At 69.2% G+C, this 19,668-nt stretch carries 20 protein-coding genes; 15 read left to right on the top strand and 5 right to left on the bottom strand.

Annotated features, from left to right (window positions below; translation table 11 throughout):
* Positions 1-7 precede the first annotated feature (7 nt).
* A complete protein-coding gene (locus tag OHA18_RS39950; protein WP_329000606.1) occupies positions 8-967 on the top strand; it encodes a DUF4037 domain-containing protein in 960 nt (319 codons plus the stop codon).
* Here the strand turns inward: OHA18_RS39950 and OHA18_RS39945 are convergent.
* Complete coding sequence (locus OHA18_RS39945; RefSeq protein ID WP_329000605.1) at positions 940-1,803, bottom strand: LysR family transcriptional regulator; 864 nt, start codon at positions 1,801-1,803, stop codon at positions 940-942. The genes OHA18_RS39950 and OHA18_RS39945 overlap by 28 nt on opposite strands.
* Positions 1,804-1,872: 69 nt before the next feature.
* Between OHA18_RS39945 and OHA18_RS39940 the strand changes: the two genes are divergently transcribed.
* The 10 genes from OHA18_RS39940 to OHA18_RS39895 all read left to right on the top strand — a co-directional run bounded on the left by OHA18_RS39940 (position 1,873) and on the right by OHA18_RS39895 (position 11,129).
* Positions 1,873-2,844, top strand: a complete 972-nt coding sequence (locus OHA18_RS39940; protein ID WP_329000604.1) for an EamA family transporter — start codon at positions 1,873-1,875, stop codon at positions 2,842-2,844.
* A 9-nt stretch (positions 2,845-2,853) separates the two neighbouring features.
* Entirely contained in the window at positions 2,854-3,234 is a 381-nt protein-coding gene (locus OHA18_RS39935; protein WP_329000603.1) for a hypothetical protein, read from the top strand.
* Between the two features lie 126 nt (positions 3,235-3,360).
* A complete protein-coding gene (locus OHA18_RS39930) occupies positions 3,361-3,735 on the top strand; it encodes a hypothetical protein (RefSeq protein WP_329000602.1) in 375 nt (124 codons plus the stop codon).
* Positions 3,736-3,852: 117 nt separating this feature from the next.
* Positions 3,853-4,167, top strand: a complete 315-nt coding sequence (gene mihF / locus OHA18_RS39925) for an integration host factor, actinobacterial type (RefSeq protein ID WP_329000601.1) — start codon at positions 3,853-3,855, stop codon at positions 4,165-4,167.
* A gap of 55 nt (positions 4,168-4,222) precedes the next feature.
* The gene (gene gmk / locus OHA18_RS39920) at positions 4,223-4,834 is read left to right on the top strand and encodes a guanylate kinase (protein WP_329006205.1); all 612 of its coding nucleotides are present in this window, start codon (positions 4,223-4,225) and stop codon (positions 4,832-4,834) included.
* Between the two features lie 2 nt (positions 4,835-4,836).
* On the top strand, positions 4,837-5,139 hold the full coding sequence (gene rpoZ, locus OHA18_RS39915) for a DNA-directed RNA polymerase subunit omega (protein ID WP_325039561.1): 303 nt from the start codon (positions 4,837-4,839) through the stop codon (positions 5,137-5,139).
* 37 nt (positions 5,140-5,176) lie between these two features.
* Positions 5,177-6,478: a bifunctional phosphopantothenoylcysteine decarboxylase/phosphopantothenate--cysteine ligase CoaBC gene (gene coaBC, locus OHA18_RS39910; RefSeq protein WP_329000600.1), complete on the top strand. Its 1,302-nt coding sequence runs from the start codon at positions 5,177-5,179 to the stop codon at positions 6,476-6,478.
* A gap of 273 nt (positions 6,479-6,751) precedes the next feature.
* The gene (locus OHA18_RS39905) at positions 6,752-7,636 is read left to right on the top strand and encodes a DNA glycosylase AlkZ-like family protein (protein WP_329000599.1); all 885 of its coding nucleotides are present in this window, start codon (positions 6,752-6,754) and stop codon (positions 7,634-7,636) included.
* A gap of 186 nt (positions 7,637-7,822) precedes the next feature.
* Positions 7,823-9,016 (top strand): methionine adenosyltransferase, encoded by a 1,194-nt coding sequence (metK, locus tag OHA18_RS39900; RefSeq protein ID WP_329000598.1) that lies wholly within the window; start codon positions 7,823-7,825, stop codon positions 9,014-9,016.
* Positions 9,017-9,101: 85 nt separating this feature from the next.
* A complete protein-coding gene (locus OHA18_RS39895; protein ID WP_329000597.1) occupies positions 9,102-11,129 on the top strand; it encodes a primosomal protein N' in 2,028 nt (675 codons plus the stop codon).
* A gap of 99 nt (positions 11,130-11,228) precedes the next feature.
* Here the strand turns inward: OHA18_RS39895 and OHA18_RS39890 are convergent, their stop codons facing one another.
* Complete coding sequence (locus OHA18_RS39890) at positions 11,229-12,218, bottom strand: ArsR/SmtB family transcription factor (RefSeq protein ID WP_329000596.1); 990 nt, start codon at positions 12,216-12,218, stop codon at positions 11,229-11,231.
* Between the two features lie 65 nt (positions 12,219-12,283).
* Between OHA18_RS39890 and OHA18_RS39885 the strand changes: the two genes are divergently transcribed.
* Complete coding sequence (locus OHA18_RS39885) at positions 12,284-13,504, top strand: MDR family MFS transporter (RefSeq protein ID WP_329000595.1); 1,221 nt, start codon at positions 12,284-12,286, stop codon at positions 13,502-13,504.
* Here the strand turns inward: OHA18_RS39885 and OHA18_RS39880 are convergent.
* A complete protein-coding gene (locus tag OHA18_RS39880) occupies positions 13,428-14,747 on the bottom strand; it encodes an MFS transporter (RefSeq protein ID WP_329000594.1) in 1,320 nt (439 codons plus the stop codon). The two genes, OHA18_RS39885 and OHA18_RS39880, sit on opposite strands and share 77 nt — an antisense overlap.
* 96 nt (positions 14,748-14,843) lie before the next feature.
* Between OHA18_RS39880 and OHA18_RS39875 the strand changes: the two genes are divergently transcribed.
* The 3 genes from OHA18_RS39875 to OHA18_RS39865 are packed head-to-tail and all read left to right on the top strand — an operon-like array spanning position 14,844 to position 16,993.
* Positions 14,844-15,818, top strand: coding sequence for an Lrp/AsnC family transcriptional regulator (locus tag OHA18_RS39875; protein ID WP_329000593.1), 975 nt, complete (start codon positions 14,844-14,846; stop codon positions 15,816-15,818).
* Entirely contained in the window at positions 15,815-16,432 is a 618-nt protein-coding gene (locus tag OHA18_RS39870) for an HAD family hydrolase (protein WP_329000592.1), read from the top strand. Before OHA18_RS39875 ends, OHA18_RS39870 begins: the two co-directional genes overlap by 4 nt.
* Positions 16,433-16,450: 18 nt before the next feature.
* Positions 16,451-16,993, top strand: coding sequence for a DUF1707 SHOCT-like domain-containing protein (locus OHA18_RS39865; protein WP_329000591.1), 543 nt, complete (start codon positions 16,451-16,453; stop codon positions 16,991-16,993).
* Here the strand turns inward: OHA18_RS39865 and OHA18_RS39860 are convergent.
* Together OHA18_RS39860 and OHA18_RS39855 are read right to left on the bottom strand one after the other, a co-directional pair.
* A complete protein-coding gene (locus OHA18_RS39860) occupies positions 16,990-18,132 on the bottom strand; it encodes a hypothetical protein (protein ID WP_329006204.1) in 1,143 nt (380 codons plus the stop codon). The genes OHA18_RS39865 and OHA18_RS39860 overlap by 4 nt on opposite strands.
* Positions 18,132-19,520, bottom strand: coding sequence for a C39 family peptidase (locus tag OHA18_RS39855; RefSeq protein WP_329000590.1), 1,389 nt, complete (start codon positions 19,518-19,520; stop codon positions 18,132-18,134). The genes OHA18_RS39860 and OHA18_RS39855 overlap by 1 nt, the downstream gene beginning before the upstream one ends.
* Positions 19,521-19,668: the final 148 nt, after the last annotated feature.

Genomic DNA, 19,668 nt, shown 5'->3' with positions numbered 1-19,668 from the left:
GTTCGGCATGGGTTCGGGGCTGGGGATTTGCGAGCGGTTCTACGAGAACGTCGTTCGGCCGCAGGTGGAGGTGCCGCACAGTGCGGCGTTGATGGGTCGCGGCTCGGAGGTGCTGGGCTTCGACGACGAGATGTCGACCGATCACAACTGTGAAGCGCGCGTCCTGCTGTTCGTGGCGGAGGGAGTCGAACTACGGCCGACGGTGCCGACGACGTTCGAAGGCCGTCCGACGCATGTCGAGGTGCACACCCTCCGTCAGTACTTCGCCGACCAGCTGGCCTTCGACATCGACGCCGACCTCACCCCGCAGGACTGGCTGACATTTCCCGAGTCGATTCTCCGGCAGCACACGGCCGGCGGGGTCTTCCACGACGACCTCGGTCTCGAGGCGATCCGTGACCGGCTCGCGTACTACCCGGACGATGTGTGGCGCTATGTGATGATCACCGCCTGGTGGCGGGTCCACCCGGAGATGAACCTGGTGGGGCGGGCCGGCTACGTCGGGGACGAGCTCGGGTCGGCGTTGATCGGTGCGCGGATGGTCGAGGACCTGATGCGGTTGTGCTTCCTGATCGAGCGGCAGTACGCGCCGTACTCGAAGTGGTTGGGTACGGCGTTCAGCCGGCTGTCGGGCGGCCCGGCTCTGGCGCCGCCGCTGCGCGAGGTCCTGCGCGCAGACACCTGGCAGCAACGCGAAGAGGCACTGATGACGGCCTATCGTGGCGTCGCCGAGCTGCACAATCGCCTGGCCATCACCACGCCGATAGAGCTCGGCGTGGAACAGATGTGCGGCCGGCCGTTCAAAGTCGTCTGGGGTGACTTCATCGGCGCGCTGACCGCCGACATCCAGGATCCAGAGGTACGGCGACTCCTGGAGCGCTGGCCCGTCGGCGGCATCGAGCAGGTTCGCAACATGCTGTGGAAGGCGCCGGACCGTCGTCAGCTGGTCGGGCTGCTCGACTCCTGATAGAGCTCGGTCAGCAGCCCGACGGCCGCCTGGGTCGCCGGGTGCGGGTCCTCGCGATGCCAGATCAGGTGTACGTCGACCGGCGGCGCGTCACGCAGCGGCCGATAGACGACACCGTCCCGGCGGTACTGCGTTGTGGTGGCCTGCGGGGTGACGCCGACGCAGCGACCGGATGAGATCGCGGCCAGCCAGTCATCGACGTCGTGGGTGAGCTCGATCTTCGGCCGCGCGTCCTCCGGCCACAGGTCGACGGTCGTGCTGCCCGTACGACGGTCGATGACGAGCGTGCGATCCCGGAGCTGATCGAGTGTGACCGCACGTTTGCGAGCCAGCGGGTCATCGGCCGGCAGCACGCCGTACCGCGGCTCCTGGGTCAGCAGGACGTGGGCGAACCGGCTCAGTTCCAGGTGCGCCCGCACGACCGCGAGGTCGCACAGCCCTTCCGCGAGGCCACCGGAAGCCGTGTTGGTACGGATCAGCTGCAGCTCGATCCCGGGGTACGCTGCGGCCCATCTGCGCAGGAACTCGGTCGTGTGCCGGCCGAACGCCGACCACGCGTGCCCGACGCGGAGCCGGGTCTGGCCGCTGGTCGCTTCGCTGACCAGCTCGTCGAGCTCCGCGAGGACATGCCGCGCTCGCGCGAGCACCCGGACGCCGGCGGCGGTCGGGGTGAGCGATCGGCTGGTGCGGTGCAGCAGACGGACGCCCAGTTCCCGTTCCAGGGCGAGGAGATTGCGGGAGACCGCGGCCTGGGAGATCCCGAGCTCGATCGCCGCGTCCGTGAACGTCCCGGAGTCGACGATCTCCACCAGGCACCGAAGCTGCCGGATATCCATGACTCCAGCGTATAGATCGGCGGGTGCCTGCATTTTGCCGCGGGCTCCGGCGGGTCGACTCTCGTCAGTGTGAGGCGAGAACGGTTGGTCGGTGTGGCGATGATGCTCGGGAGCGGGCTGTCGACGCAGGTCGGTGCGTCGGTGGCGGCGCTCGCGTTCCCGGTGATCGGTCCGGCGGGGGTGGTGGCGATCCGGCAGTGGGTCGCCGCGATCGTCCTGCTCGCGGTCGGCCGCCCGCGGCTGCGATCGATCACTGCGCGGCAGTGGCGGCCGGTGATCGGACTGGCCCTGGTCTTCGCGGTCATGAACCTGTCCCTGTACACCGCCATCGACCGGGTCGGCCTGGGGCTCGCGGTCACGCTCGAGTTCTTGGGCCCACTCTCTGTTGCTTTGCTGAGCTCACGGCGCGTGCTCGATCTGGTGTGTGCGTTCGCGGTCGCCCCTGCAGTGGTGCTGTTGACCCGTCCGCAGGCAACAACGGACTACCTGGGTGTCGGGCTCGGCCTGGTTGCGGCGATGTGCTGGGCGTTCTACATCCTCCTCAACCGGAAGGTCGGGCGAGAGTTGCCGGGCGCAACTGGTTCGGCCGCCGCGGCCGCGCTGTCCGGGCTGGCCTACGTGCCGGTCGGTGTGGTCGTTCTGCTGCACCATCCCGCGACGCTCGCGGCGGCGTCGTACGCCTTGGTGGCCGGGGTGCTTTCGTCCGCGGTGCCGTTCCTCGTTGATCTGTTGACGTTGCGGCGGGTGCCGGCGCAGTTCTTCGGGGTCTTCATGAGCGTCAATCCGGTCCTCGCGGCCCTCGTCGGACTCGTCGTCCTGCAGCAGCGGCTCGCGATCGTCGACTGGGTGGCGATCCTGGTGATCGTCGCGGCGAACGCGGTCGCGATCTCGTTCGGTGGCCGCGACGACGCGGCACATCACAACCCGGTTCCAGTCGCGCCGTGCGATCTTGTTCACGGCGTGCCGGAGCTCGCGGTGACCCCGGCGTTCGGAAAGGTGTCGGCGGACGGGGAGCCACGGTCTTCCCGCGCGACTCAGTAAAGGAACACGATGCGGAAGCTGGCAGCCCTCGCGGCCGTTGTGACGATGAGTGTTGGCGCCCTGACGGCATGCTCGGGTGGCAACTACTGCGACAACCTCAAGGGCTACGTCGACTCGGCGAAGAACCTCGACATCAAGGACGCCGATGCCGTCGGCAAGATGCTGGACCAGGCGAAGAAGGTGTCGAAGTCGGCGCCGGACGACCTGAAGGACGACTGGAAGGTCGTCATCGACTACGCCGAGAAGGCCCAGGACGCCAAGGGCGACACGAACAAGCTGATGGAGCTGGCCAAGAGCGACGGCTCGAAGATCCAGCCCGCCATGGACGCGATCACCAAGCAGGCCAAGGACAGCTGCAAGATCGACCTCCCGGGCGCCGGCAGCAACTGACGCCCGCGGTGCCGGCAGGGCGGCGTCGCATCGCCGTCCCGCCGGCACCACGGCGACAGAGTTGGTGTCAGGCAGCGGAACGTATTTGTTTCGGATGATTAGGTCACTCCCGGTAGCGTGGGCGTGGTGAAGCGTTCTCTCGCCACCCTCGTGACCCTGGCCGCCACCGCCGGCGCGCTGACCGCCTGCACCGACGAGCAGGCGTACTGCGTCGACCTCGCCAAGTACGCCGCGAAGGCGGTCGACGTCGACCCGCAGAAGCCGGTCGACTACGTGAAGATCCTGGACGACGCGAAGAAGCTCCAGGAGTCCGCGCCGAAGGACGTGAAGGACGACTGGGGTGTCGTCGTGACGTTCGCGCAGAAGGCGCAGAAGGCCGGTTCGGACCGGGTCGAGCTGGCCAAGCTGAGCAAGGAGACCGGGGCCGTGATGACGGCGTACAAGAACATCAGCAGCCAGGCCAAGGACAGCTGCAAGGTCGACCTTCCGGCGCTGAACTGATCAACTGATCGTTCTAATCCGCGGCCTGTCCCGCGACTCTGCTCAACCACGGCCCGACGGAGGGCTGGACCCGTGTTAGGTTCCCTTGCGAAGCCATACAACGGGACAGGTGAAACGGTGCCACTTCCTTCTTTGACCCCGGAGCAGCGCGCGGCTGCCCTGGACAAGGCCGCGGCGGCGCGGCGTGAACGAGCCGAGATCAAGAACCGGATCCGGCACTCGGGAGCGTCTCCGACGGAGGTGCTCCACGAGGGGCAGACGAACGAGGTCATCGGCAAGATGCGGGTGAACCAACTGCTGCAGTGCATCCCGGGCGTCGGCAAGGTCCGCGCCCAGCAGATCATGGAGCGGGCGGGGATCTCGGAGACGCGGCGGGTGCGCGGCCTCGGCTCCAACCAGATCGCCGCGCTCGAGCGCGAATTCGCGGAGTGATTTGCGGGTGAGCCAGACCGAAACGCTGGCCGGCTCGTTGGACACTGGTGTGACGATGACCACGTACCCCGACCAGACCACCTCCGCCGGGCCCGACCCGGCGCGGCTGACCGTGCTCGCCGGACCGACCGCCGTCGGCAAGGGGACGGTGGCCGCGGACATCCGCGAGCGGTTCCCGGACATCTGGATCTCCGTGTCGGCGACCACCCGCAAGCCGCGGCCGAACGAGGTGCACGGCGTGCACTACCTGTTCGTCTCCGATACCGAGTTCGACCGGATGATCGCCGACGGTGAGCTGCTCGAGTGGGCGGTCGTGCACAAGGCGGCCCGCTACGGGACGCCGAAGCAGCCGGTGCTCGACAAGCTCGCCGCGGGTCAGCCGGCCCTGCTGGAGATCGACCTGCAGGGCGCCCGCCAGGTCCGCGAGACGATGCCGGAGGCACAGTTCGTGTTCCTGGCGCCGCCGAGCTGGGACGAGCTGGTCCGCCGCCTGGTCTTCCGCGGCACCGAGACCCAGGAAGAGCGCGATCGCCGGCTCGAGACCGCCGTCCTGGAGCTGGCGGCCGAGAAGGAGTTCGACGTGACGATCGTGAACGCCTCGGTTCGGGAGGCTGCCGATCAGTTGGTAAAGTTGATTCGATCACCCTCCATCTCTGGAAAGAGCTGACCTTGTCTGGCAACCAGCCCGTCGCCATCGGCATCACCTCGCCGCCGATCGACGACCTGCTCACCCACACCGACTCCAAGTACAAGCTCGTGCTGTACTCGGCCAAGCGGGCGCGGCAGATCAACGCTTACTACTCGCAGCTCGGCGAGGGCCTGCTGGAGTACGTCGGACCGCTGGTCGAGACGCACGTCCAGGAGAAGCCGCTGTCGATCGCCATGCGTGAGATCAACGAGGGCGTCCTGACCTGCACCGACATCGACCCCGAGGCCGAGGCGGAAGCCGCAGCCGCGGAGAAGTCCGAGTAACCAGCCCCGCGATGACGCCCGGGAACGGAGTCTGCTGATGTCCGGATCCGGTGAAGAGCACACCCCTGGGACCACTGCCGTCCCGGGGGACTCTGTCGTTCCCGCCAAACACCGGCCGAATGTGGTGCTCGGCGTCGGCGGGGGCATCGCGGCGTACAAGGTCTGTGATCTGCTCCGGCGGCTGACCGAGTCGGGGCACAGCGTGCGGGTGGTGCCGACGGCGGCCGCGCTGGAGTTCGTCGGTGCGGCGACCTGGGCGGCGCTGTCCGGGCAGCCGGTGACGGCCGACCCGTTCGACCACGTCGAGGAAGTGCCGCACGTCCGGATCGGCAAGGCCGCGGAGCTGGTCGTCGTCGCGCCCGCGACCGCGAACCTGATCGCCAAGGCCGCCCACGGGCTGGCCGACGACCTGCTGACGAACACCCTGCTGACCGCGCGCTGCCCGATCCTGTTCGCGGCCGCGATGCACACCGAGATGTGGGAACACCCGGCCACCCAGGCGAACGTGGCGACCCTGCGTTCCCGCGGGATCACGGTCCTCGACCCGGCCGTCGGCCGGCTGACCGGCGCCGACACCGGCCGCGGCCGCCTCCCGGAGCCGTCCGAGATCTTCGCGATCAGCCAGTTGATGCTCGCCGACGAGGCGGCCCGCGCGGCCGGCCAGTCGGTGGCCGACCTGACCGGGAAGCACGTGCTTGTCAGCGCGGGCGGCACGCGTGAACACCTCGACCCCGTTCGGTACCTGGGCAACTCCTCGTCCGGCAAGCAGGGCTATGCGCTCGCCCGGATCGCCGCCGCCCGCGGCGCCAAGGTGACGCTCGTCGCGGCCAACTCCGAGCTGCCGGACCCAGCCGGCGTGCAGGTGGTGCCGGTCGTCTCGACGCGCGACCTGTACGACGAGATCACCGGGCGCGCCGGTGACGCCGACGCGATCGTGATGGCGGCCGCCCCCGCGGACTTCCGCCCCGCCGACGTCGTCGAGCACAAGATCAAGAAGACCGCCGACGGCGCGGTGCCGGCAGTCAACCTGATCCAGACCCCGGACATCCTGCAGACCATCTCGCACGACCGCGCCCGCCCCGACCAGGTCATCGTCGGCTTCGCCGCGGAGACCGGCGACGCCGACCACACGGTCCTCGAGCTCGGCCGAGCCAAGCTCGAACGCAAGGGCTGCGACCTCCTGGTCATCAACGATGTCTCCGGCGGCAAGGTCTTCGGCAGCGACCTCAACGAAGCCGTCATCCTCGACCGCACCGGCACCGCCCTCCCAGTCCCCTCCGGCAGCAAAGACGCCCTGGCCGGCGTCATCTGGAACCTCGTCGCCACCCACTGGGCCTAAGAGGACAGGATCTGTCCTCTTCTCTTCCTAAGGTGAGCGGTATGGAGATCTCCTGGGAAGCGGTTGTCGGGCGGCGGGTGGCGCGGCACGGGCTGGGTGAGGGGTTCGAGTCAGCGGTCGAGGCTGTGCGGGCTATGTGTGGGGCGCATGCGCAGATCGCGGTGGCGGGGGAGTTGTCGGTCGCGATGCGGGTCGGTGGCGCGACGCGGGCGACTGTGCAGGAGGACGAGGGGCTCGTGAAGACCTTCGGGCCGCGGGGGGACCGTGCACCTGTTGCCGCTCGAGGATCTGCCGATGTGGACCGGTGCGTTGTCGGCGTTGCCATCGGTCGGCAGTCAGCCGGATCCGATCCGGATGTCCGCGGACGAGATCGACCAGGTGATCATGGCCATCGGGGAAGCGCTCGCGCACGACGACCTGACCGTCGACGAGCTGACCGAGGAAGTCGTCCGGCGTACCGGCGCCTGGGCCCGGGAGCCGACGATCCCCGCCTTCCAGGGTGCGTGGGCCCGCTGGCGGCAGGCGACCTCGATCGCGGCGAACGCGGGCGTGCTCTGCCACGGGCCGTTGCGCGGCCGGCAGGTGACCTACGCGAACCCGCACCGCCTCCGGCCGTTCGAGCCGATGCCCGCCGAGAAGGCCCTCACCGAGCTCCTGCACCGGTACCTGTACTCCTACGGCCCGGCGACCCCGCAGCAGTTCGCCCGCTGGCTCAAGACCACCCCGACCACGGTCAAGCCGTACTTCGACGATCTGCCCCGCGTCGAGCTGGCAGACCATACCGTATGGTATGCCCCCGGCGACGACCAGGCTGCCGACATCGAGCGGGCCGAGGGTGTGCGGTTGCTGCCGTACTTCGACGCGTACGGCGTGGGCAGCTACCCGAGGGAACTGCTCTTCCCCGGCAAGGCGTTCGCCCGGGCAACCGCCCGCGGCCAGGCCGGCAACTACCCGCTCCTGCTCGTCGACGGCATCGTCGCGGGTGTCTGGCACCAGAAGAAGTCGGGCCGGACGCTGCATGTCACCGTCGAGGCGCTCACCTCGCTGAACCGTCGCCGCCGCAAACTGCTCGACGCCGAGGTGGATCGGCTGGCCGCGATCCTCGGTGCTGCGCCGTCGCTCACACTCGGCGAGGTGACGGTCGGCGCCCACGCCTGAATCCGGGCCGTCTGTCCAAGATGTGATCAACAATCCCGCATGTCGGATGAATTCGAAGCGTCACCGGGACTCGGGCGGAAACTGCTGGCATACTGCCCAAGATGCATCGCCAACCGTCGGTGCATGGGGGGACCGTGCGATCGTGGGGAACGATCGTGCGGCACGAGAGGAATCCGAGGGAGAACTGTGGCGAGGCGCCTTTTCACGTCCGAGTCCGTGACCGAAGGTCACCCGGACAAGATCGCTGACCAGATCAGCGACTCCATCCTCGACGCGTTGCTGGCCGAGGACCCGAAGAGCCGCGTGGCGGTCGAGACCCTGATCACCACGGGTCTGGTCGTCGTCGCTGGCGAGGTCACCACGACGGCGTACGTCGACATTCCCGGGATCGTGCGAGCGCGCATCCTGGAGATCGGCTACGACTCGTCCTTGAAGGGCTTCGACGGTGCGTCCTGTGGGGTGCAGGTCGCCATCGGCAGCCAGTCGCCGGACATCGCGCAGGGTGTCGACACGGCGTACGAGACGCGTTCGGACGCGTCCGAGGACGCGCTGGACCTGCAGGGGGCAGGCGACCAGGGGCTCATGTTCGGCTACGCGTCCAACGAGACGCCGGAGCTGATGCCGCTGCCGATCACGATCGCGCACCGGCTGTCCGAGCGGCTGTCCGAGGTCCGCAAGAACGGCACGCTGGCGTACCTGCGGCCGGACGGCAAGACCCAGGTCACGGTCGAGTACGACGGTGACAAGGCGGTCCGGATCGACACCGTGGTGGTGTCCAGCCAGCACGCGGCGGACATCAACCTCGAGTCGATGCTGACGCCGGACATCAAGAAGCACGTCGTCGACCCGGTGCTCGAGCAGTTCGACATCGACTCGACCGACTACAAGCTGCTGGTGAACCCGACCGGCCGGTTCGAGATCGGCGGCCCGATGGGTGACGCCGGGCTGACCGGCCGGAAGATCATCATCGACACGTACGGCGGGATGGCGCGGCACGGTGGTGGCGCGTTCTCCGGCAAGGACCCGTCCAAGGTCGACCGCTCGGCGGCGTACGCGATGCGCTGGGTGGCGAAGAACATCGTCGCCGCGGGCCTCGCGGACCGGGTCGAGTGCCAGGTCGCGTACGCGATCGGCAAGGCCGCGCCGGTCGGCTTCTACGTGGACACGTTCGGCACCGAGAAGGTTCCGGTGAACCAGATCGCCGACGCGGTCCGCGAGGTGTTCGACCTCCGGCCGGCCGCGATCATCCGCGACCTGGACCTGCTCCGGCCGATCTACGCCCAGACCGCCCGCAACGGCCACTTCGGCCGGACCGGTGAGGACTTCACCTGGGAGCACACCGACCGCGTCGAGGCCCTCAAGGCCGCGGTCAACAAGTAGGTCGACAAGTCAGTCCAGCAGGAGTTGTCCACAGGGGACGGCAGTGCGTCAGCGCACTGTCGTCCCCGACGACTAGCATTTCCCGGTGACATCGGACTCGCCGGAGCAACTGACGCTGCTGCGGGACACCGTGCGCAAATCCCGGACCAAAGAGCCGGCCGAGATCACCGATACGCTGCCGGTGGCCCGGATCGCGGTCGATGTGTCGCTCCCGCACCTGGACCGGCCGTTCGACTACCTGGTGCCCGACGACATGGCCGGGGCCGCTCAGCCGGGCGCCCGGGTCAAGGTGCGGTTCGCCGGCAAGGACCTCGACGGGTTCGTGCTGGAGCGGCTCGCGGAGTCGGATCACGACGGCAAGCTGGCCCGGCTGCGGAAGGTCGTCTCGCCTGAGCGGGTGCTGACCCCGGAGATCGCGGACCTGTGTCGCGCGGTTGCCGATCGGTACGCCGGGGTGCTCGCGGACGTCACCCGGCTGGCGGTCCCGCCGCGGCACGCGAAGGTCGAAGCGGAGCCACTGCGATGCGATCAGCCACCGCGTCCGCCGGTGTCGACGTCGCGCTCCGAGTGGTCGCCGTACCCGACTGGCTTTCTCGATGCGATTGCGCGAGAGGAGTCGCCGCGCGCGGTGTGGACCGCCGTACCGGGTGCTGATTGGGCGCTGGCGTTCGCACAGGCTGCGGCGGTGTGTGCGGCTTCCGGGCGGGGTGCGTTGCTGCTGGCGCCGGACGCGCGTGATCTGGAGCGGTTGGCGGCGGCGTGTACTGCGGTGCTGGGGGAGTCGGGCTTCGTCACGCTGTCCGCGGACCTGGGGCCGACGGCTCGGTACCGGGCGTTCCTGGCCGGGTTGCGCGGGTGCGCGCGGGTGGTGATCGGGACGCGGGCGGCCGCGTTCGCGCCGGTCACCGATCTCGGGTTGGTGGCGATGTGGGACGACGGCGACGAGTCGTACGCCGAGCCCCGCGCGCCGTACCCGCATGCGCGCGAAGTCCTGCTGCTGCGGGCGTTCCGGCAGAACTGTGCGGCCCTGCTCGGCGGGTTCGCGCGGTCCGCGGAGGCGGCGGCGTTGATCGAGTCCGGGTTCGCGCACGAGCTGATCGCGGACCGGAAGGTGATCCGCGCGGCGGCGCCGTCGGTGCACATCGCGGGCGAGTCGGATATCGACCTGGCGCGTGATCCGGCCGCGCGGGCGGCGCGGTTGCCGCACCGGGTGTTCGAGATCGCGCGGGACGGGCTGCAGTCGGGGCCGGTGCTGGTCCAGGTCCCACGCGCCGGGTATCTGCCGAGCCTGGTGTGCCAGACCTGCCGGGCGCCGTCGCGGTGTTCGACCTGCGGCGGGACCTTGCGTCGGACCGGTGGATCCGGGCCGGCGAGCTGCAGTGTCTGCGGGCGGCCGGCGGCCGATCACCGGTGCCCGGAGTGCGGCGACACCCGGATGCGGGCGGCGATCATCGGCGCGCGGCGTACGGCGGAGGAGTTGGGGCGGGCGTTTCCCGGGGTGGTGGTGCGGACGTCGGGCGGCGACAACATGCTCGACGTCGTACCGGACACGCCGGCGCTCGTCGTCACCACGCCCGGGGCCGAGCCGGTTGCCGAGGGCGGGTACGCCGCGGCCGTCCTGCTCGACACCTGGCTGATGCTTGCCCGTCCGGATCTGCGAGCGCCGGAAGAAGCGGTACGCCGATGGTTCAACGCGGCCGCTCTGGTCCGGTCGGCGCGCGACGGCGGCACCGTGATCCTCGTCGGTGACCCGTCCGCGCTGCCGTTGCAGGCAATCGTCCGTTGGAGCCCCGAGGGATACGCGATGCGGGAGATCGAGGAACGCCGCACCGCCCGCCTGGCCCCCGCCGCCAAGCTCGCCGAGCTCACCGGCCCCTCCGAGGCGGTCACCGACCTCATCACCCGCCTCCGCGACCTCGTCCCCCCGTCCGCGGGTCTGGAGGTCCTGGGTCCGGTGGACGTCGACGACGAAACCGTCCGAGCCGTGGTCCGCACCCCGCGCCAGCACGGCCCCACCCTCGTCCGAGCCCTCAAAGAATCCCAATCAGCCCGAACCACCAAGAAGAACCCCGGCACAGTCCGGATCCAGGTCGACCCACCGAGCTTCGGCTGACCTGAAGGCTGGACCGGCAGGCAAAGCCGTCCCACGCGAGGAAGCATCGCGGCCAAGGATCGTGCGGACGCGGCAGCGCTCTCGCAGGTCAGGGAGTAGCTACGCGGTCGTCGCGAGCTGAGTTGATGCGGCCAGGAGTTGGTGACCCAGGGGAGTGCGGTGGTACAGCACGGCTCGGCCGTCGCGGCGGGAGTCGAGGAGGCCGGCGTTGCGGAGGATGCTGAGGTGGACGCTCAATGTCGGTGCCGATACCCCCAGCTGGTGGGCCAGGTGAGTGGTGGACATCGGGAGGTCGAGGTGGCCGACGATTGCGGCCCGGGTGCGGCCGACCAGATCCGCGAGGGGTGAGTCCGCGGTGTCCTGGCGGTCCTCCCACAGGCGGCCCAGGCCGCGGGGCGGGTAGGTGATGGTCGGCACGTGCGGCGCCGCGGTGACCGCGAGTCCGGCCGGCCAGGTGAACACGCACGGCACGAGCAGCAAGCCCTGCCCGCCCATCGGCTCGCCGTCGCACAGGAAGGGCCGGTCGATCTCGACGCGGTCGCCGCGGTAGCAGATCGATGGATGCAGGTTGCGGAACAGCCGCTCGATCCCGCCGCTCGCGAGCTCGTCCAGCCGGAACGCCAGGTCCTCCTGCAGCAGCGACCGCATCCGCCGCCAGTCCGGCTCGATCGCCCGCCGCCAGTACGTCTCCAGCGCGGACGTGATCAGCTCCAGCGCCTTGGCCGGCTGCGCGATCAGCTCCGGCAGGAGCGGGTGCGGGGTGTCGTGGTGCAGCTTCCCGAGCTCGTCCGCCACCAGCTCGTACGGCGTGGCGGCGATCGCGGCCAGGCCCGACTCCAGACTGGTGGACCGCCGCGGCGGCGCCGGCGTCATGAAGTCGGGGATGTACCCGGACGACGGAATGAGGGCCCTGAGCAACGTCAGGTCGTCGCCCTCGATCGTCGGCCGGACCTTCTGCAGCCAGGGCCCGTGCACACTCCGCGCGGTGTTGTTGCTCAACGCCCGCACACTCGTCACGGCCTCCCACACCGGAGACAGCGCGAACCGGATCCGTCCGACGTCCCCGGCGTTCAGCCTGATCGTGATCACCCGGCCAAGATTAGTCCTGACCCTAATCGTCGACAATGCCTCGTCCGGACCCGAGAGTTGATCCCATGAGTGCAGTCGCCGTCGGCAACCCCACCCACACCGCCCTCCCGCGGGCCTTCTGGGCGCTGTGGGTCTGCCAGTTGGTCAACCGGCTCGGCAGCTTCGTGCAACCGTTCCTCGTCCTCTACCTGACCCACGACCGCCACCTCTCCGCGGGTACGGCGGGAGCGGTCGCGGCCGCTGTCGGTGCCGGGACCGTGTGCGCACAACTCGTCGGCGGCTGGTTGTCCGACCGGGTCGGGCGCCGGGTGACGATGCTGATCTGCTTCTTCGGCACCGGCGTCGCGCTGGTCCTGCTCGGCTCCGCCCGTTCGATGGCGCTGATCTGGGTGACGGCCTTCCTGGTCGGCCTGCTCGGTGACCTGTTCCGCCCAGCGGTCCAGGCGACGGTCGCGGACCTGCTGCAGCCGACCGAACGGGTCCGCGCGTACGGCCTGCTGTTCTGGGCGATCAACCTCGGCTTCTCCGTCTCGACTGTCAGTGCGGGCGTGCTGGCATCGTTCGGGTACGGCCTGCTGTTCTGGGTGAATGCGGCCACGTCGGTGGTTGCCGGCCTGGTCATCTGGATGATGGTTCCGGAGAGCCGCCCGGCACCCGAGGACAATTCGGTACGCCGGTCGCTGCTGCCGGTGGTCGTCCGCGACACCGTATTCCTGCTGATGATCCTCATCCAGATCGGCTACGCGACGATCTACATGCAGGGCTATTCGACCCTGCCGCTGGCGATGTCGGAGGACGGTCTGTCGTCCCGGACGTACGGCTTGGTGATCGCGCTCAACGGTGTGGTGATCGTGCTCGTCCAGCCGTTCCTCGGCAAGTGGTTCGTTAAGCTGGACCGGCCGAAACTGCTCGCGGCTTCGATGCTGGTGGTTGGTCTCGGCTTCGGCGTGGGCGCGGTCGTGCACAGCTGGTGGGGGTACGCGGTGTCGGTCGTGGTCTGGACGATCGGGGAGATCGGGTTCGCCGCGGTGATCGGCGCGGTGTTCGCCGACCTCGCGCCGATCGATCTGCGCGGCCGCTACATGGGTCTGTCCGGGATGGCGTTCGGTGTCGGCACCGTGATCGGCCCGCTGGCCGGCACGAACGCCCTCGAGCACCTCGGCCCCACAGTCACCTGGCTCGGCTGCGCCGTACTCGGTGTGGCGATCTTCATCGGCCAGTACTCGCTGGCTCCGGCGCTCCACGCCCGTGCCGAGGCGAACGCAGGAAACGCGGCGAGCGCATGAGGTGAGCGGTCGCTACCGTCACCACGACGACCGCGGCCGCAATCCACACAGCGCGGTCGAGCGAGGTCGGGTGGTGGAGGAAGATCGTGCCGAACGCCGCAACGCCGAGCGTCGCACCGAACTGCTGGACCGCGTTGAGCAGTCCGGCCGCGGAGCCGGTTTCGTGCGGCTCCACTCGGTGCAACGCCTCTGTGAAGAACGCCGTCGTGAACAGCCCGACCCCGACGCCACCAACGGCCAACGCAGGCAGGAGCGCGTACGGCGCAGCGACCAGCCCGACGAGCAGTACGCCGAGACCGGCGTACATGAGCCGTGATCCGAACCGGGCGACGAGCCACTGACCCGCGACCAGTGAGGCGATCCCGCTCGCGGCCGACCACGGCAGCAACGCGAGGCTGGCGCGCATGACGCCGTGGTGCAGCGTGAGTTGCTGATGCAGTACGACGACCAGCGTCAGCCCGCTCATCACCGCGAAGAACAGGGTCGAGGTCGCCAACGCCGGAGCGAAACCACGGTGCGCGAACAGGCTCGTCTCGATCAGATTGCCCCGCAACAGGCACAGCCCGAGCAGCACGGCTCCGCCGATCAGCAGGTACCAGTCGCGTGACTGCAAGACCGGGTAGACGATGAGCGCGGTGCCGCCGGTCAGCAACACCGTCCCGAGTACGTCGATCCGCGGCCGCTGCGGAGCCGCTGACTCGGGCAGCAGGGACGAAAGGGCGAGCACGGCGAGGCCCAGGGGCACATTGACCAGGAAGACCGCGCGCCACGTGCTGACCTCGGTGATGAACCCGCCGAGGAGCGGCCCGGAGATACCGGCGAGCCCCATCACCGGACCGATCGTGCCGAGCGCCTTCGCGAGTGCGTCACCCGTGAATCCGGCCTTGATCAGCCCGATGGTCTGTGGAATCACCAGCGCGGCCGCCGCGCCCTGGACCGCACGCGACGCGATCAGCAGGCTGGGTGTCATCGCCAGCGCGCAGGTCGTCGAGGTGAGCACGAAGGCGGCAACGCCGATCCGGAAGATCCGCCGCCGGCCGTACCGATCGCCGAGCCGGCCACCGGTGATGAGCAGTGCCGCGAACGGCAGCGTGTACGCCGCGCTGTACCACTGGATGTCCGCGGCCGGGCCGCCGAGGTCCCCGTGGATCACCGGCGCAGCGACCTGGACGATCGTCGCGTCCAACAGGTTCATGGCCTCGGCCACGAGTAGGGCGATCAGCCCGATCCATCGCTTGTTCATGTCACCAGAGTCGGATCGAGCTCGATTTCTCTCCACAAACTGGACGAGATCTGCGAGAACATTCCAAGAGAGCGGTCTCTAGGTCATGATCTTCACATGGTGGATTCGATCGACCGAGCCCTGATCCATGCGCTGCAGCTCGACGGGCGAGCGCCGTACAGCCGGATCGGGGAGGTTCTCGGGGTCTCGACGCAGACGGTTGCCCGTCGCTTCAACCGGTTGCGGGCCGAAGCCGGACTGCGCGTGGTCGGCCTCCCGGACCCGCAGGCGGCCGGGCGGTCGCTGTGGCTGGTTCGCCTGACCGCGGCCCCGCAGGTCGCGCAGGATCTCGCCGGCGCACTCGCTCGCCGCTCCGACACCAGTTGGATCAAGCTCGCCGCGGGCGGGACCGAGATCGTGTCGATCGTGAACAGCACCCCGACCGACGGAAGCGCTCTCCTATTGAACGACCTCCCGCGCACGACCGGCATCACGTCGGTCTCCGCGCACTACCTGCTGCACATGTACGTCGGTGGTCCGACGGCCTGGCGTGGGCGGGCGAAGAGTCTGACGGCGGCGCAGGAGGCGGCCTTCACGACGGCCGCGGCCGATCGGGGACCTGTCAGGCCGTTGGGGAACGGCGACGGGAAGTTGCTGACCGCGCTCGGCGAGGACGGGCGGGCCACGCACGCGGATCTCGCCGTACGCACGGGCTGGTCGGCGGCGACCGTCGCGCGCCGGCTGGACGAGCTGCAGCAGAGCGGAGCGATCTACTTCGATGTCGACGTGGATCCGGTGGCGCTCGGGTTCACCACCAGCGCGATGTTGTTCCTGTCCGTTCCGCCCGCGCACCTGGACGCCGTCGGCCGGGCGTTGGCCGAGCACGACGAGCTCGGCTTCGTCGCCGCGACCACCGGCCGGACGAACCTCGTCACCCAGGCACTCTGCGCCAGCACCGACGCACTGCACACCTACCTCACCCAGCGCGTCGGCGCCATCGAACACATCACCGCCATCGAGACCGTGCCAGTACTCCGCAATGTGAAGGCCGCCGCACCCTTTTCCACGAGTCTCGTAGGGTTGCGGGCATGACTGACAGGACGATCGACGCGGTGGTGTTCGACATCGGTGGAGTACTGCTGGACTGGAGCCCCGACTACCTCTACGCCGACCTGATTCCCGACGCGGAACAGCGGTCGCACTTCCTGACCAACGTGACCACTCCGGCCTGGAACCACAAGCAGGACGAGGGCCGGCCGTGGACCGAGGCGATCGCGGAGCTGACCAGCCTGCACCCGGAGCACGCCGAGTGGATCGAGGCGTACGACACCGGCTGGCTGAAGATGGTCAAGGGCGTCTTCGAGGACACTGCCGCAGTCATCACCGAGATCCAGGCGCTCGGACTGCCGACGTACGCGTTGACGAACTTCTCCGGCGAGAAGTGGGAGGTGGCGAAGGACGCGTTCCCGATCCTGACCCGGTTCGACGGGGAGGTCGTTTCCGGGGTCGAGCAGACGGTGAAGCCGGACGAGAAGATCTACCGGATCCTCATCGATCGCTTCGGCCTGGACCCGGCGCGGACGTTCTACACCGACGACATGGCGTACAACGTCGAAGGTGCCCGCGCGGTCGGTCTCGACGCCGAGGTCTTCACCGGTGCGGCCGACCTTCGGACGCAACTCCGGGCCCGCGGTCTGGCCGTCTAGCGGGACTACAGTGGTTTGGTGACGTCCGTACCTGAAGACCGCTCGCCCGCAATCGTGGACGTGGACCGCGATGCCGCTGTGCGACGCGTGCAGGAGGCCTACACGGACGGGATCCTCACGCACGAGGAGATGGACGCCCGCCTGCACCAGGTGCTCAGCGCCAGGACCCGGCAGGACATCCAGCGGGCCCTGGCATCGCTGCCGGCGCCGGACCCGGGCCGCTCCGCGACCATCGGCGCCGCGTCCGGGCGGATCACCCGCGTCGGCGTCTGGCGGGTCCCGCGGAGGCTGAAGGTGCAGTCCGCGTTCGGCCGGGTCCGGCTCGACCTGTCCCGGGCGATCTTCGAGCACCAGGAGGTCGACATCGAGCTCAAGCTCGGCACCGGCGGTGCGAAGATCCGGGTGCCGCGCAACGCCGTCGTCGAGATCGAGGGTCTGCACACCACCTGGAAGGACTCGCAGTACAAGCCGCCGCGGATGTCCACCGGCACCGGTCCGCGGATCCGGATCACCGGAGCGGTCGGGTTCGGCAAGGTGCGGATCCGGCACGCTTGGCGCTAGACCGGCGCGGCGATCGTTTCCGTGTACGTCGGCGTGCTCGCGAGGTACGCCGCTTCGACGTACACCGTGTTGTCCTGACACGTCATCGGGGTGAGGGCGACGCCGGGTTTGGCGGCGTACATGCGTTGTGGGGCGGCGAGACCGGGTCGCCAGCGGTTGATCTGGTAGGTCTCCTCACCGGTCGCGCTGACGGTGCGGGTCTCCCAGAGGATCCAGTTGCCGCAGGCAAGGATCGTGTCGGTGACGACGGTGCCGAGCGGCCGGGCGGGGGAGTCGCCGGACTCACGGATGTACGCCTTGCTCTGGTACTGGTCCGGGTCCGCGGCGGCGACCTCGGACCACACCGTTGCGCCGCGCAACGACGCACCGCTCCACTGGATGCAGTTGGTTGCCGCGGGCACCGGTTGCGCCGTGCCGCTGGACAGCGAGGCGGAGAGGATGCGCTTGCAGCGGCGTGCGGTCTCCGGCGCGGCGATCTCGCTGAAGGTGACGGTGTCGGCCGACACGACCGGATCGGCGACGTAGCCGGGAGCATCGACACAGGTGACCGGGTGGGACCTGAGGGTCGCGAGGTCGGCGACGATCAGGCACGAGCGGTTCTTCGCGTCGGTCGAACTGTAGGCGAACGTGCCGTCGTACGCGCCGATCTCGGGCTCCGAGACCGGTGGCAGTGCGGCGGATGACGCGGCCTTGCCGGTGCTGAGGTCATAGCGGAACACCCTGATCTGCGGATCCGGACCGTCCGAGCGGATGTCCTCGATCAGGGCCCAGTGGTCATCGATGACGACGGGGGACTGGGCGACGAACCCGGTCGCGGGGACGTGGCGGACGACGGCCTTCTTGCTGGTGCGGCTGGTGATGGTCGTCGTACCGGCCTCGTCGCTGCCGCGGGTCACGACGTACCTGCGTTGCTGGGTGACGAGGTGCTGGCCGTCGACCGGTTGCCGAAGGACGCTCGCCCAGACCGGGATCGCCGTACCGCTGTCCGTCGGCCGGCCTGGTGAGGTCGGGGTGGCCGACGGTGTCGGCTTCGGTGTCGGTGTGGTGGCCGGAGGCGGGCTGCTGTCCTTCGAGGTGGACGAGCAGCCGGCCAGGGCCAGGACGAGAAGGGTGCCTGCGGCAACCGTACGGCGACGCATCACAACCCGATGTTCTGGAACGAGTTGGCCAGCGTGGCGTTGAAGAGCGCGCTGGCCGGGATGTTCCGCGGGCCGTCGGTGACGTTGCCGCGGCTGTTGAACCGGCGTTCGTTGAACACCTCGAAGATCGCGATCGTGCCGTTCGCCTTGTCGTACCCGCGGCCGACCTGGTAGTGCCCGCTGTGGTTGAAGGCGAGGTACGGGAAGTACCGCTTCAGCAGCTGCACGTGCTCGATCACCGGGGCCTTGTAGACGCCGAGGTGCTTCTGGTGGACGGTGAAGAACGTCTGCGCGTTCCAGTCCGAGACGTTCTGCACGACGTAGGTGCCGGCGACCTTCGGCCAGGCGGTCTTCACGTTGGTCTGCTTCACCATCGCGGAGATCGCCGTACCGCCTGTGGTCGAGCCGAGGTCCTTGGCCCACGACGCCTGGGTGTCCTTCTGGTTGTCGTCGGCCCAGTCGATCGACTGGAACGTCGCCGGCCCGCACCAGTACCCCTTCTCCTGCGAGGTCTGGAACCCCTTCATGATGTACGCCGATGCCGGCGTCTTCACCGGAGCAGCCGGAGTCTGCGGCGGCACCGGCTTGGACGGCCCGACCGTCGGCGCAGTCCGCGTAGGCGTCACGGTCGGTGTCGTGGTGGGTGTTGGCGCAGCCGTTCCTTCGCCCGGTGCTTGCCGGCTCGGCGAGCTGCCCGGCTCCTGCGGGTTCACCGGAGGTGTGTTGGCGGCAACCAGCTCGCGCAGCTCGCGGGCCTTCTCGCGGCCGTTCCAGGCCGCCTGCATCTCGTCGAGCTCGGCGGAGACGCGGGTGCTCTTCGGCATCGCGGCGCGCTGGGCGACGAATGCGGCCGGGGTGAGATCGCCGGTCGGGATGTCCTGCTCGACCCCGACCTCGTCCGCCGCGCGCAGGCTGGGCGGGCTCACGAGCTGCTGCAACTGCGCACCCGTCGGGACCTTGTCGACGAACCCGAGTCCGAGGCAGTAGTTCTCGGTGTCGAGCTTGAAGCACCTGAGCATGGACTCGGCCTGCTCGGACGTGTCCGCGGACCGCACCTGCAGATCACCCGGCGACGTCTCCGTCACCTGCTTCACCACCTCGCTCCACGACCGCGCCGCCGGCTCCGCGACCGGCTGACTGGCGGTCGGCGTGCTCGTCGGCGTCACAGTGGGCGTCGAGGTGGGCCCGGGGGTGGGCGTCGCGGTGGGCGCAGATGTGGGCGCAGTGGTCGGCGCAGAGGTGGGGGTGGGCGTCGTGGACGCGGTCGCCCCGGACGGCGGCCCGGAGTACTCGGGCTCGCGGGGTTGGTAGGCCTGGGCAGTGAGGGGTGCCTGCGCAAGCAGTGCACCCAGGAGGATCAGAGTTGCCCCCCGTGCTGCAGTGAGCATTGGGTCTCCCGAGCGGCGTGTGACGGCAGTGACTGAGGGTACGCCTGAGACCACAGTACGTGCTTGTGGCAACAATGTGGAGGGGCCTCCCACCAGATTCCGCCGGACCGGCCAACTAGACTTGCCCGGTCCTGCTCGTGGAACCTGT

Origin of the sequence: Kribbella sp. NBC_00709, assembly GCF_036226565.1 — a bacterium.
Taxonomy (GTDB): domain Bacteria; phylum Actinomycetota; class Actinomycetes; order Propionibacteriales; family Kribbellaceae; genus Kribbella.
This window is presented reverse-complemented; position numbering and strand designations above follow the sequence as displayed.

Excerpts from the sequence above, each read along its gene's own strand:
- OHA18_RS39875 (WP_329000593.1), top strand. The coding sequence starts at position 14,844 with ATGGTGGATTCGATCGACCGAGCCCTGATCCATGCGCTGCAGCTCGAC.
- OHA18_RS39885 (WP_329000595.1), top strand. The coding sequence starts at position 12,284 with ATGAGTGCAGTCGCCGTCGGCAACCCCACCCACACCGCCCTCCCGCGG.
- OHA18_RS39870 (WP_329000592.1), top strand. The coding sequence starts at position 15,815 with ATGACTGACAGGACGATCGACGCGGTGGTGTTCGACATCGGTGGAGTA.
- OHA18_RS39935 (WP_329000603.1), top strand. The coding sequence starts at position 2,854 with ATGCGGAAGCTGGCAGCCCTCGCGGCCGTTGTGACGATGAGTGTTGGC.
- coaBC (WP_329000600.1), top strand. The coding sequence starts at position 5,177 with ATGTCCGGATCCGGTGAAGAGCACACCCCTGGGACCACTGCCGTCCCG.
- OHA18_RS39880 (WP_329000594.1), bottom strand. The coding sequence starts at position 14,747 with ATGAACAAGCGATGGATCGGGCTGATCGCCCTACTCGTGGCCGAGGCC.
- OHA18_RS39945 (WP_329000605.1), bottom strand. The coding sequence starts at position 1,803 with ATGGATATCCGGCAGCTTCGGTGCCTGGTGGAGATCGTCGACTCCGGG.
- OHA18_RS39855 (WP_329000590.1), bottom strand. The coding sequence starts at position 19,520 with ATGCTCACTGCAGCACGGGGGGCAACTCTGATCCTCCTGGGTGCACTG.
- gmk (WP_329006205.1), top strand. The coding sequence starts at position 4,223 with ATGACCACGTACCCCGACCAGACCACCTCCGCCGGGCCCGACCCGGCG.
- OHA18_RS39860 (WP_329006204.1), bottom strand. The coding sequence starts at position 18,132 with ATGCGTCGCCGTACGGTTGCCGCAGGCACCCTTCTCGTCCTGGCCCTG.
- OHA18_RS39950 (WP_329000606.1), top strand. The coding sequence starts at position 8 with ATGGGTTCGGGGCTGGGGATTTGCGAGCGGTTCTACGAGAACGTCGTT.